The following is a 13,246-nucleotide window of genomic DNA, read 5'->3' as shown; positions in this document are numbered from 1 at the left end:
CTGCGCGGCGTGGAGGCGTTTTCAATCTCTTTGGCGATACAGATTTTTTCCTGTCACGCCGATGGCGGTGAAAGGCCTCAAGTGCGTGGACCACTAATACCGATCAAAAGATGACCCGATCAAAAGATGAATGGTTCAGAGATCGGGAACGCTGATGTGCGCCAGAGGCTCCGAGTCATTCTGCAAGTCGAATACCGCCCCATAATCTGAATCGGGGCGGATCGAATGTGTATGCATTGACGGTGGATAGCCACAATCTGCCGAGAGGCAAATGTCGGACAACAATCAGAAACTGTATGTCACTTTCAAGCTCCCGGTGGGCGATGCTTTCCGTTGCACAATCGGGCTGTTGCGTGCATCACCCACCAACTGTGTAAAACCCGTTGCGGCTACCACGCTCCAGTCTTGGTTGAACTTGTGCGTCCAGTCCACATTCATTGACCAGGCATAAATCCCCGTTCCGACATCATAGGGAGCAAACCCTGATGCGGCTGACTGTGATGAACTGACCCCGTAGTACGTCTGCATATAGTCACTCGTCCCCCAGCTGCTGGTCAGCGCCATCGTTAACGTATCTTTCGAGCCGCTATACAGTGGGCTAAGAATGCCGAAATGCAGGGCCGCACCATTGTCTCGTTCAGTAAACGGCACCTCGGCCTGGAATTGCAAATGAAGCCAGTCGGTCACCTTATAGCCAAGACCCACCACACCCAGAGCCGACCCTTTGACATTGCCCATACCGCGCAGGTTGTCACTGCCGTCGTTCAATGAGTCGCTGTCAACATCGTGATCTTTACGGCCTGCGCGATAACTCAGCGCAGTACTGTAATCCAGGTTGCCGATACTGTTGCCGTAACCGATACCCTGCGTGGTACTCACGAAGAATCCATTACGCATCGAGTAATCAAACACAAGGGCCGTCGTGACACGGTTTTCATTCGAACCAGAATAGCGTGGTGTAACATCCACGCCGCCTCCCAACGTTAAGCCGCTACCTTGCTGCGGTTCTGCCGCCAGCACTGGAGAGACCAGTAACGCCAGCAGCGCGCCCGGCAATATTTTTTTTAGCGTGCGCCCCGAAAGTGAAGGGAGGAACTGATGACGCAGTTCGAAATTTCTCATTAAAGAAGTCCTTAGGGATTCAACTGATTACGATACAAGCGGCTTAAACGCCAGAACGCTCAGTGTGAATACACACCCTAAAGTTCTTATGAGCTCAAAATGAAGAAATACTGAAGTACGTCCCGGTGATGCAAACCTGATAGATTTCCTGATACCGTTTTTTTCTTCAGACTTTCTTCATTCACTGTTGATAACGTAACTATTGTGAAAATTCTCCTGATCGAAGACGACCTGGATCTCGGCAACGGCGTGCGTATTGCCCTTGCAGATCAAGGATTAGATGTCATATGGGTTCGCCGCAAAGAGGATGCGCTGCATCAACTTGATGCCTGCGTGCCAGAACTGGTGTTGCTCGACCTCGGGCTGCCCGACGGCGATGGCATGAGCCTGATGGCATATTTACGCCAGCAGATGAAGGGGATCCCCGTCATCATTCTGACCGCACGAGGCACGCTGCAGGACCGCCTTTGTGGGCTGGATGCTGGCGCTGATGACTATCTCGTCAAACCTTTTGTGCTTGCCGAGCTGTTGGCCAGAGTGAGGGCCCTTGCGCGGCGCAGCTACGGTTTCGAGAATGAGATGATAGAAATTCGCGGGTTATCTCTCCACGTTCCGACTCGTCGCGTCACAGTGAGCACGCGGAATATTGAGTTGACGGCGAGCGAATACGCGCTGCTTGAGACTTTACTGTTGCGCACCGATCGCGTCATTACTCGTCGGTTTCTGGAAGAGAGAATATTCGGGGCAAAAGAGAATATGAGTAATTCTCTGGATGTGCATATGGGGAATTTGCGTCGCAAAATCGGCGATGGCTATGTGCGAACGGTGAGGGGAGTCGGGTTTGTGATCGATACCGTCCCCGTTCAGAAAGGAGCGGGTTAATGCGAAATTTTTGGTTGCACCTGAGAACCCCTTCGCTCGTACGGCGAATTATCATCGCCCAAATGCTCTTGCTTACGCTGCTTTGGTGTTTTTTTCTGACCTATATTTTGTCGGAGGACTTGCGAAGCCCTCCAATGCTAACGGGCAGTAAGACTTACGAAACCATTCAAAAATTGGTCGATCGTTTGGATGATCGTCCGCAGGCGCTAACCGAGGTACTGGACGCGTTCAGCCAGGCGTTGCGGGAAGGTTATGGCGGAGGTGAGGATCCTGCGCTGTCGATCAGCTTAATTGTTCGCAAAAATAAACACATAATTTATTCATCGGATGGCGCACCGACCGGGGTGACAAACACTCGATATGGGAGCCTCCAGACAATAGAGAGTGAAGGCCGCTCCTGGACTAGCCGTACTCTGCAATCAGGGAACTCCGACGTGGAGGTCACACTGATTACCCCTGCCGCAGGCTGGAACTTCTTTATCTATCTGAACTCGCGTGGCTACTACATATTACCGTTACTGGTCTGTATTCCTTTTCTATTGTTTCCCGCGTGGCTGTCAATCCGCATTGCGATGCGGCCCTGGAACAAAGTGGTCAATGAGATTGCCTTACGCACGCCGGAAGATTTGTCTCCCTTAAAATCAGTGCCAAAGCATATGGAGCTTCACCAAATGGTGGACGCGATTAATGCATTTCTTGCGAGGCTGCGAGAAAGCACTGAAAGGGAAAGGATTTTCATTGCCGATGCCGCTCACGAACTGCGTACCCCGCTGGCTGCAATGCGCATCAATGTTGAGGCGTTGCAGTCCTATATAAGTAGCGAGAGTCAACAGGAGTTGCTGGCAGGGATCATTCGTAGCAATAGCCGCGCAGCTCGACTCGTCAATCAGTTGCTGCTGCTCATGCACAGTGAAGCGCGCATTGACACAGCCATGGAGCCTGTACCGCTGACGACGCTCATTCAGGAGCGAATGGCGGAGTTAGCTCCGCTGGCCGCTGAGCGCAGAATTGAACTTGAATTTTACGCTGAAAATGAAATATGGATTACCGGTGTCAGGGAGCGTCTGATGTCACTGATTGATAACGTCATTGAAAATGCCGTGAAGTATAGCCCTGAGGGCGGGCGGGTTGAGGTCGTCGTTCGATCACTCGAGAGATTCATGCAGCTGCGTGTCTCAGATGCAGGGCCCGGCATTCTGCCTGAGATGAGGGAGCGCGTGTTCGATAGATTCTTTCGCGATCCCAATCAGATACAGAGCGGAAGTGGGCTGGGGCTGGCAATCGTCAAAGCGGTTGCGCAGCAACACAACAGCAGCGTATCCCTGAGCACGTCTGAAGAGGGCGGGCTGATGGTCACTGTTGATTTCCCTACGCCAAAGTCCGTGTGAAAGACAACACCACTGTCATCCCTAACCAACGGAGAAAATTTATCATCACAATGGAGTTGAAAGTGAAATACGTGGCCCTGGCGACCTTGTTGTGTTCGATAGCACTCAGCGGGTGCGCCATAACCGTCAGCGAATTAAAGAGCAGCCATTCCTCTTATGATGGCAGTTTCACAAGCCTGACAGGGCCATCCGATACCTATCGAACGTTAAGGGATATGGCAAGGCAGTGCCTGGAATATGAAGCACTGCTGGGAAATCCGGTCATCGTATTCAGCGAGTTTGACGGTGAGCGCAAGGAAGGTGAAATCAATCAAAAGCTCCTGGCGGATGGGCTGTTGATAAACAACACGCTAATTGAAATTGAAAGCCATGATGACAAAGCGAAGGTTAGCCTGTACACCACCAAGAATATCTTGAGTACGGGGATCAGGTCGCCAAATATAAGCGATATCAAGCGCTGGGCGGAGGGTGAAAGAACGTGCTAGCACGGCACGCTCTATTTGGGACCGAGATTCACAACGAAGAGCCCGTAGCCTTTTGCGACGTTGCCTGAGAGGCGTTATCGAGCTGTCGTATTTGTGGCACCAGACAGGCTCCTAATGCGGCAATGATCACGGCGATCGCTGAAACCAGAAGCACATTATTCGTACCATAATGTGTCGCCAGTGGGCCTGCGACAAGTTCACCGAAAGGAATGGCGATAAACGAACCGATAGCGTCGTAGGCGTAAACGCGAGCCAGCTTTTCCCGGGGAATATGAATTTGGAGTGCATGAGCCCAGGACACATCGAACAAGCCTAGCGTCACCCCAGCAACAAAAAACGCGGCTACGAGCCCAATTTCAGAAGCGGGCTGGCTAAGCATTAGCATAGGGGCTGAGCAAAGTGAAACCAGCATGACACTGATAAAGAGATCTCTGCGTGGCCGCCATTTCAGCGAGAGGTACGACCCCGTAACCAGGCCAACACTCTGTGCAGCAATAATGCCTCCCCAATGCGCGCGCCCAAAAGAAGCATCAGCAATGACAGGACCGAGAACCATGACCACGCCACTGAATGCGGCATTGATAATGGTGAACTGGACAACCGTCACCCATACCCATGCTCTGCTTGCGAACTCTTTCCAGCCTTCTTTTAAGTCCTGCAGAATGTGGGTTGTTGACGGGCATGCTTGAGTCAACGAAGTGCGAATCAAAAAATAGAGCGGCGCAGAGGCGGCGAAACCCATTGCATCAACTGCCAATCCCCATCCCGGTCCAACAGCACTGATAAGGATCCCACCCAGCGAAGCGCCAATAATCGTACCGCCATTAATACCGAGCTGAATTAATGCATTTGCTGCACGCAAATTCTGAGCCGGGACAGTCTGGGGGACCAGCGTAGATGAAGCCGGTAATGCGATGCCGGATGCTGCTCCATTCAAGGCTCCAAAAAAGGCCATACTCATCACCGTTGCTGAACCATCGAGTACAGACCATGCAACGACAGCTTGCGACACGGCTGCAATCAGTGATGAGGAGACCAGCACTCGATTTCGAGAGTATCTGTCTGCTAAAACGCCACCAATCAATAAGAATGCGACGTTAAAAATGGAGCGCGATGCGACGACGATACCTAAATCAGAGAGGGTCCCACCGATGTCGAGTACCGCGAAGGCCAGTGCAATCGGGGCAATACCGTTCCCTAAAACGGTAAGAAGGCGCGCAAAAAACAAATAGCGAAAGGGGCTAAAGTGAAAAGCGCTAACTTTTTTATCAAACGAATTCATTGTGGAAATAGCTTAAGGTTGAAGGACCGATTTCTGGAATGCCTGAGTATTGATAATCCATAGGAACAAGTGAATGTACGTATCAGGGGGAACCTTATATCGAGGCAGTCATAATGACGCGCCGGTTCTTGATTAGGGATGGCGTTGCTTCGGCCTGTTGAGCTCACAGACATGAGCGGACGCCGTAAAGATCGCACTTAACCATTGATACCAGAAAGGCATCTAGCCTTTACAAAATTAAGTATGTGAGTCGCTGTCTCCCTATCCGGATGGTTTACTTCACCCAAATGGTCTCCTTTACCTGCAACAAAGCGTATCGCATGCTGCTGTGCCAGTTCAGACATAGAGGTGTAATAGGGATCATTGGCACCTGCCCAGAATAGTTTTGGCGTGCTGCGAGCCAATAGCTTGCCATCATCTTTGAATTGTTTACTGAGTTCGTTGAAAAAGCATTCTGCACTTCTCTCATCCCCAGGTGACAGCGATTGGGTAAGTTCAGGTGCAGTCTCTCGAGCGTATTCCATAAACATGTCGAAACTGAGTTTGCCGAAAGGCGTTTCCGGAATTCCGTTTAAGCAGTCCCATCCACCCAACACTACGGAAGTCAGCCTTTCAGGATATGAATCAAGCAACCCCATCGCTAACCAGGCACCCGCTGAGTAACCCATCACATGTGCTTTGTCATAGCCCATTTCATCCATGAGTTTCACAATGGTTAAAACCTGATTTTCTCTTGTGTAAAAGTCCTGTCTATCGACTCTGTCGCTGGCACCGTGCCCAATTAAATCCGGGCAAACGACTCTAAAAAAAGGGCTAAAAGCTGAGACAAAGCCGTTATCTACCCAGCACTGTCCATCCATTAACAGGCCATGAAGCATGATGACTAATGGACCTTTCCCCTCTGAACGATAGGACAGCCGCGAGTTTCCACGCGTTGTGGACATAAACTCTCCTCAAAATGAGTGCATTGGTATAGCAACGTTATCGTCTTACGCCATTTCCGACGGCCTTCAGACTAACGCTTTGACGCAAGGCTGTTCTACCCCCGAATTTTGGAGGTGACTACGCAGGTGATGAAAATCAGGCGGAGTTGAGCCAGATAAGCATCGGATTCGGCCATTTATAAATTGGCTTAGGTCTGGTTTTCACTCATTACATACGCGGAAAGCATGCTCGTTGATTATGAAAAGTGTTTTTTCCTATCAGCGTCAGTTAAAACAAAAACCCCGCATTTGCGGGGTTCCAGGTATCAATATGGCTGGCATGAGAAAGATCTATGAAATAAATCATTTTATTTCATTGTGTTGAGGCGTTTCAAAAAGCGCCTGCGGGAGCCATTTTTTACTGGCGCTTCAAATATCCTTGACCCGCTGGGCTATGCCATTCGCCGTTGCCATCTGACTTGAGAGTGATGCTGCGCGTTTTGAACACCAGATATAATTCGCCCTTATCGGTAATGAACGGGACGTTAGCGGTTTCGATCGGGTTGCCATCAAACAGATAACTCTTTTTGCGTACCACCAGTTTTGGTAAACGCTGACCGTTAGCATTGAACATTTGCCACGTGCCGAGGTAGGGCGTCACATCCATCTGACTCTGCGGGTGTGCGGCCTGGTTCTGGGCTTTGGTTTTATTGATGTCGCAGGTGCCATCGGCTTCGGTTAATTGGGTACAACCTGAGCGTTCCAGCTTTGCGCGGTATTTTGCGTCAATGGCATGTGCCGGTGCGGCGAGAATGGCTGCCAGGCTCATGAGTGCGATGAGTGTTTTTTTCATGTGTAGTCTCTCTTATTTTTCTCGTCGCGATAGCGACGAGCAGTGTCATATAGATTTACGCACATCTTTAGCTTGCACTAAATCCGCTTTAACGAGGGGAAGCAGCGGAAAGATAAGTCGGCGTTACCACTCATAAGCGGCACCCATGCCAGCCACAAAATCATTCTCCGTGGTCGCAGAGACGGTCAATTTAGTGACGACCTGCTGACCAATACGTGCTGATGCCCCGACTGCCAGACCTTGTTCGCCGTCATAGGTGCCGGCACCCGCGCCCATCGAGAAAGTTGAACCCTGAGAGACCTGCGGAATATTCGCCATTGCGGCGACACCAGCGATGCCTGCGGAAGCATGTTTACGGTTGTTATCCACGGTATTTTTGAGATCGTTGAATTTGTTCCCATAGCCGCGATCGGCTTCCAGATCCTGAATTCGACTTTCATGGTTTTGCAGTTTTGTGGTGTTAGCTGCAACCCGTTTGTTCGTTGCGTCCAGTGCTTTACGGTTTTTTTCAGTGTTCGCATAAGCAGCATCAGCGCGTGATTGAGCATATGCGCCAGTGTCTTCCGCGTGCGCGATCCCTGACTGGAGCACCCGAAAATCCGTTTGTTCCTGAGTGGCGTTTTTCTGGATAGCAGTTCTGTTGCTCGTGATTTTTTGCTCATCTGTGTGCAGATCGCTCGCGCTGGCTTTACTCGCAATTTCATTATCCTGACGAGTCTGATCGGCAGAATAAACGTTCTGATTCACTTTACCTGCCAGCGCGGTCGTGTTGATTTTGATATCGGTAGCGTTTTGATCGATAGCCGTTTTATTGGACGTAATCGAGGTGTCCTGCAGATCGTTGGTCTGCGTCAGATTGACCAACTGGGCATCAATGGTCTGTTTGTTCTGGTCGTAGTCGGTCTGATCCACTTTGGTATTAATGTCCGCCTGGTTTGTCTCCACGTTAGAAACAATAGCGTTGAGATCGTAGAGATAATTTTGCGTAAAGCCTACGCGAAACTGGGAATCATCCGTTCCCTCATAAAAATTGAACGTGCCCGTGACACCCTGAGGACTTTGGCTTGATGGCACAAAACTTCCCGCTGGCTCAGGATTCATCATCGGCATAAACGGCGCCGAGAGGGCGGAGGTTCCGGCTAAGGTGGCAAGAATAACCCCAGAAAGTATCGTCTTTTTCATGTGAAAACCTGTATCATTAACGTGTAAAGGTGCTAACCCGGTTCGTTTGGTCGCGGATGGGTTAACGTTTTTATTCAGCCGCTGGCTCTGTCTGGCGGCTTTTTCTATGAAGCGCTAAGGCTTCTGCAATAATTTCCTGCTTGCTTTGCCGCGTCTCAAACGCGGTCTCTCTCACGTATTCGACGAGACTCGATTCAATCCTTGCGCTTAACATTTTCAGGTCTGCATCCTTTGCAGTTCCCCGCGGGAATCTTTTGTCCGGATAATCACGGGATGGCATAGAAATACTCTCCAAAGGTTGTCTTGTTAATTCGTGCTGTGAAATATGCGAGGGCAATGAAATCAAGTCAACTTTGGCTAAAACGTTGGAAATTCGTATCTAATAGGTTAAAAAAGCGCACTATTCTGAAGCAATGCTTCGTGTGAAAGGAGAGGGGGTTGAATACGGAAAAGCATAAAAATGAACCGCAGTACTCATTTTGTTTTGCATAGCGTGTAAACGATTTCACAAACGGTTTGAACCGACGTTTCACTAACGATAGCGAATCTTTCGTATCAACAATGAATTACGTTTTTTAAAACGGTGCAAAAATAATTATGAAATAAAGCGATTTATGCAGGTAGGTGAGTATTTATGCATTTTATTGCAAATTTAAAGCGCGGATGAATCCTGGCCGCCCTGTTCTATTTATGTTTTATCCGTAACATTTATGCAAAAAAGAGTGATGAAACTAACGCGAAAATAAGCACGAAATGTTCATTTAGTTTGATATTTGTCAGTTTTTAAGTGATGGCTTTAATTTTTATAAGTGATTTTAATGTATGCATTTGATGTTTTTTTTAGTGAAATTTAAGTGTTTAATAAGTGATTATTTAGTTTGATTTTCTGTTTTGGGTTTTAAGCATTCCAACATGCGTGGGTTGAGATTGGCTGCATGTTTCGTGAGTTGTTGCTGACCGTAATTTAACATAGCTATTAGTCGGAATTTTAGAGAATGGTGAAGATGAGAATACAAGTCACACTGATGAAGTGTTCTGCTATGCGAAAAAAGTGACTACAACGTAGCGACACTTACAGAATCCCAGAACATGTTAATGCTTTTTCTTTTTGGAAGGGGATTGCATATCTAAGGTTGTTCATTTTTTCTTTCAGAAGTGCATAAACACTTTCACAGTAGTGATACCAAAGTGTTGGCGGTGACTATCCATTTAGTTTCTTGTGTTATCATTACCCGGTTGCAACTTGCGGGAAGTGAATTACATGCATCACATTTTCTTAGAATTTACCGAGCTTGAACCTGGCGTGAAGTCAGTTGAAGACCTGAAATATGTTATTCGTGATGAAAAGCAGACTGCCTTCGTCATGAGCGCCGTTGTCGCGCGCTTTATCAAAGATGCACTGATCATGAACCAGACGATTATCAGCCTTAAAAACTGCCGTTTCGCCTTTGAGGGTGGGGCTGAGTTTGTTGAGTTCGACAATAAAGGAAAGTCTAAAATCTACACGGAACAGCCAGACTGGTTTATCACTCCGGGAGCGTTCGCTCGTTCGCAGTGGCTGGTTAATCATGAACTCCACGACCTGGCAACACCGCAATTTATCTCCACCTTTATCGATATGTTCCCAGATGTGAAAAAACGTCGGGAGCACTGCAACATCCTGTTTAACCTGCAACTGGATGACGTTAATTCGCGGAGTAAAACGCTTTCAACGACCGGCAAGCCGGGCAACAAAACCCGCAATAGCACCAAACCGAAAATCGTGGATTTGGGATCGTACGAGCTGTTCAGTCAGTTTTTTGCGCGCCTGAAAAACGCTGTTGATGCTGATATCTTCCCGACCGTGCAAGTTTTAACCGGCATTGATGACGTCGCTAAAGTGCCTGCCACGCTCAAGAACGCCGCACGCACCTGGTTTAAAGCCATCTCTTCCGAGCTGCCGCCAAACAGTAAAAGAGTGGGGGCAGGGAACTCCGCGCTTTTCTGCGCGCCTGTTCGCCAGCAAATCCAGCAAATTGAAGCCTACGGGGTTGAGCGCTATTACCAGTATCTGTCTAAAACGATCGCTGAGGCCGGTGAACAATTCATCACGGATTTTAACGTCAAATTCCCCGCCTGATTTTGCACCGGTGACGCAGCCAGATAGCTGCGCACCGTTGCATCAGGATTGATCATGCCGCAGACGGTTTACGCAACGCTGTTCATGAAAATAAAGGTCGCTTTTTTGCGCTCGTACTGATTTATCAGGGGCACAAGGCGTCTGAAGTGTTCACTCGCGCAATGGGCATCCAGCGCCGCGCGGTCAGGCCACTCTTCTACGAAAATAAAATGCCCGGCATCGTTCTCATCTACATATAAGTCATATGCGATGCACAGCGGCTCCAGCCTCGTCGCTTCAACCAGTTCGCGATAAAGCGGAAGCACGATCTCTACGGCCTCCGCCTGCATAAAATCTTCGGCAATCACTTTTAGCATGTTAGTTCCTTAACGGGTCCCGGTCGATCCGGCGGGACGTTGCTCATTTAAAATCAGTGTGACTTCAACGGATTGATTTTATCGAATCGTCATCGGCACGATCTGTTCGGTAAAATCATATCACTGTATTTATATACAGTTAATGGCAGGTAAGCAATGATCAGTCATCTTTTGCGATGACTTCAACGCCATCATGAAGAGACCTTTCTTTCTGGAGCGTGTGTCGTGCGGCTTTCTCAGCCCAGTAGGGATAGATGCGAAAAGCCAACAGATCCGTTGGCTTGATTTTTCAGGGTAGCGTCTTTTTTGAGTGTTCTTGTATCGCCGATAAAGCCCTCTCAGAAGCGACAATCCAGGGTTTAAGCGCCTGCATCTGGGTAAGAATTTCAAGCCCTTCCCGTGTAAAATGCCCGGAGAGTGCCATCTCTTTACCTAGCTCATCCAGTCGCGCAGACTCTTTATATTCTGCATACTGCACGACGTCTTTTAATCCATTGAGCACCAGTCGGCGCGCAATATCTTCTGTCAGGCCTTTCTGTACAAACCAGCGCTGCAAGCCTTCGGCGAGATAATAGTACCCGCTGTTCATACCCATACTTACCGTAGCCAACTCAAATTCTGATTCGTCAGTAAACACCATTAACTCGCCTACTCGCGCAAACAGCTGCTGAATAGGATTGTCGGCAGCCGTTAGGATGACCGTCGAGGTATTCATTTCAGCGGCGAACGTTAGGCTAAGCCTGACGCAATCCGTATGCCCGAATAAATCACGCAAACGCTGAATGGAGGTGCCAGGCACAAGAGAAATCAGGGTTTGCGTGCCGCGCAACTGTACCTGAGGCGCAATGTCATGCAGGGAATCAGAATCCCCGCCGATAAGAATGACATCAACTTCATCGACGACATTTTGATAACTGTCCGGCGTCCAGCAGGGCAGATCGATTGCTAGTTTTTGCGCCCGTTCGTTATTTGCGCAGAAAAGAAACACCTGCGACTCTGGAACGACACGAAACAGTCCCCGCACCAGCTTTTCAGTGAACGCATCCACATTTAGAATACCTATCCTTTGCATCCGTCCCCCGGGTATCAGTCCCATTTTGTCATGTTTTCAAAGGTCTAAGGCGTTGCTCTCGTGTACTGCGGCATATTGAGGTGCATTGCGCCTTACAGCGTCTTTTTGTCAGCTTCTGGCGGCTGCCAGCCTCCTCCGAGCGCTCTGAATGTCGCGACAGCGGCGCGTGCAGAGTCTGTCTGGGCTTGCGCTCTGGCGTCGGAAGCCTGCAAAAGGGTTTCATCGTTGCGCAGGACGTCAATCAGACTTGCTGTTCCTTGCTGGAAGGCGACAAAAGACGACTGGCGGGCACTGGCAAGGGCGGATTCACCGTTGGTCAGGGTGGTGGCTTGTGATTCACTGTTGACCAGAGCGGAGAAGGCATTTTCGACGTCTTCGGTTGCGTGTAATACCGACAGGCGATAGGCGGCGAGTGCTTCAGCTTCCTGGCCTTTTGCCTGATCAATCTCGGCGTTGATCCGCCCGAAATCGAAAAGCCGCCAGCGCAATCCCAGCACACCCGCAGACTGGCTGGCACTGCCGGAGAAGAGGTTGTTGCTTGATATGGCCGTTGCGCTGCCGAGCAACGCACTGAGTGAAAACGTCGGATAATACTCGCTGACGGCGACGCCAATGCGTGCACTTGAGGCGGTGAGATGGCGCTCCGCCACGATGATATCGGGCCTGCGACGCAACAGATCGGCAGGTGTGCCTGTTGAGGTTATTTGCGGCGCTTGCGGAATGAACCCCGGCGAGTCTAACTGAGCACGATGTGTGCCGGGAGGCGTGCCGAGCATAACGTCTAATGCATTCATGGCGGCATCAAGCCCCGTTCGCAGCGCCGGGACGGTAGCCTGAACTTGCGCCAGTTCCCCTTCAGTCTGGCGAACCTGATATTCGGGAGCCAGCCCTTTGCGGTGAAGGAGCTGGACTTTTTCCAGCAGCGCTTGTTGCGTCCTGACCTGTTTCTCAGCGATTGCCAGTCGGGCCTGTAATCCGCGCAGGGTAATATAGATATCGGCAGTCTGAGCGGCGACGGCCAGGCGAGTGGCGACGACGCCCGCTTCAGAGGCCTGATAGTCAGCCAGCGCCGCCTGGCGACCGCGTCGCAGCCCGCCGAAAACATCAATTTCCCAGGTTGCGTTCAGATCGGTTTCATAGCTATTGCCGTAGCGACTATAATCCGGCGTCGAGCTAAGAACTTGACCCAGTGGGGTCTCTACCGACTGATGCGCACGTGCTGCTTGCCCGCTGATGTTACCCGATGGCAGCAGGGCGGCGGTGGCGTTACCCAGTCCGGCACGGCTCTGGGCCATGCGCGCGGTTGCCTGGGCGAGATCGAGATTCTGTGCCAGAGCGTCCATAACGAACTGACTTAACAGGGGATCGCCGAAGCCGTCCCACCACACGGCAAAACGGGCGGGTCTGGAAGCGGTTCTCTGCTGGACGGCAGACTCCGCCTGATAGCGTTCCGCAAGCGGCGCATCCGGGCGCTGATAATCCGGTCCGACGGCACAGCCCGCCAGTAAACCGGCGCTCACCATGAGTGTAAGAGTACGTAGGGGTAACATTAATGTCTCTTGAGGCAATGTTAAGTTGTGAC

12 protein-coding genes are annotated in these 13,246 nt (G+C 50.2%); 4 read left to right on the top strand and 8 right to left on the bottom strand.

Translation table 11 applies throughout. The features are described 5' to 3' along the window. Positions 1-285: 285 nt before the first annotated feature. Positions 286-1,122, bottom strand: a complete 837-nt coding sequence (locus tag AC07RN_RS00575) for a MipA/OmpV family protein (RefSeq protein ID WP_478335310.1) — start codon at positions 1,120-1,122, stop codon at positions 286-288. A 204-nt stretch (positions 1,123-1,326) separates the two neighbouring features. On the opposite strand from AC07RN_RS00575, the gene AC07RN_RS00570 reads away from it, so the two are divergent. The 3 genes from AC07RN_RS00570 to AC07RN_RS00560 are packed head-to-tail and all read left to right on the top strand — an operon-like array spanning position 1,327 to position 3,877. Beyond that, positions 1,327-2,004, top strand: a complete 678-nt coding sequence (locus tag AC07RN_RS00570) for a response regulator (RefSeq protein WP_012017253.1) — start codon at positions 1,327-1,329, stop codon at positions 2,002-2,004. Continuing rightward, positions 2,004-3,392 carry a sensor histidine kinase gene (locus tag AC07RN_RS00565; protein WP_478335309.1) on the top strand — a complete coding sequence of 463 codons (1,389 nt, stop codon included), beginning with the start codon at positions 2,004-2,006 and terminating at the stop codon, positions 3,390-3,392. The genes AC07RN_RS00570 and AC07RN_RS00565 overlap by 1 nt, the downstream gene beginning before the upstream one ends. 50 nt (positions 3,393-3,442) lie before the next feature. Next, entirely contained in the window at positions 3,443-3,877 is a 435-nt protein-coding gene (locus tag AC07RN_RS00560) for a hypothetical protein (protein WP_478335783.1), read from the top strand. A gap of 28 nt (positions 3,878-3,905) precedes the next feature. Here AC07RN_RS00560 and AC07RN_RS00555 read toward each other — a convergent pair whose 3' ends face one another. The 4 genes from AC07RN_RS00555 to AC07RN_RS00540 all read right to left on the bottom strand — a co-directional run bounded on the left by AC07RN_RS00555 (position 3,906) and on the right by AC07RN_RS00540 (position 8,117). Then, positions 3,906-5,159, bottom strand: a complete 1,254-nt coding sequence (locus AC07RN_RS00555) for an MFS transporter (protein ID WP_478335308.1) — start codon at positions 5,157-5,159, stop codon at positions 3,906-3,908. Positions 5,160-5,356: 197 nt separating this feature from the next. Beyond that, the gene (locus tag AC07RN_RS00550; protein ID WP_478335307.1) at positions 5,357-6,103 is read right to left on the bottom strand and encodes an alpha/beta fold hydrolase; all 747 of its coding nucleotides are present in this window, start codon (positions 6,101-6,103) and stop codon (positions 5,357-5,359) included. Positions 6,104-6,500: 397 nt separating this feature from the next. Continuing rightward, complete coding sequence (locus AC07RN_RS00545; protein WP_012017258.1) at positions 6,501-6,935, bottom strand: hypothetical protein; 435 nt, start codon at positions 6,933-6,935, stop codon at positions 6,501-6,503. 123 nt (positions 6,936-7,058) lie between these two features. Continuing rightward, positions 7,059-8,117: a YadA C-terminal domain-containing protein gene (locus tag AC07RN_RS00540; protein ID WP_478335306.1), complete on the bottom strand. Its 1,059-nt coding sequence runs from the start codon at positions 8,115-8,117 to the stop codon at positions 7,059-7,061. Between the two features lie 1,261 nt (positions 8,118-9,378). On the opposite strand from AC07RN_RS00540, the gene AC07RN_RS00535 reads away from it, so the two are divergent. Then, entirely contained in the window at positions 9,379-10,236 is an 858-nt protein-coding gene (locus AC07RN_RS00535; protein WP_478335305.1) for a hypothetical protein, read from the top strand. 68 nt (positions 10,237-10,304) lie between these two features. Here the strand turns inward: AC07RN_RS00535 and AC07RN_RS00530 are convergent, their stop codons facing one another. The 3 genes from AC07RN_RS00530 to AC07RN_RS00520 all read right to left on the bottom strand — a co-directional run bounded on the left by AC07RN_RS00530 (position 10,305) and on the right by AC07RN_RS00520 (position 13,214). Next, positions 10,305-10,592: a putative quinol monooxygenase gene (locus AC07RN_RS00530; protein WP_478335304.1), complete on the bottom strand. Its 288-nt coding sequence runs from the start codon at positions 10,590-10,592 to the stop codon at positions 10,305-10,307. 289 nt (positions 10,593-10,881) lie between these two features. Next, positions 10,882-11,664, bottom strand: coding sequence for a pyrroline-5-carboxylate reductase (locus AC07RN_RS00525; protein WP_478335303.1), 783 nt, complete (start codon positions 11,662-11,664; stop codon positions 10,882-10,884). A 92-nt stretch (positions 11,665-11,756) separates the two neighbouring features. Further along, positions 11,757-13,214 (bottom strand): efflux transporter outer membrane subunit, encoded by a 1,458-nt coding sequence (locus AC07RN_RS00520; protein ID WP_478335302.1) that lies wholly within the window; start codon positions 13,212-13,214, stop codon positions 11,757-11,759. Positions 13,215-13,246: the final 32 nt, after the last annotated feature.

This window comes from Lelliottia sp. GFLA7, assembly GCF_056490165.1.
Note: the sequence above shows the minus strand (reverse complement) of the source record. Positions and strands in the feature narration are given on the sequence as shown.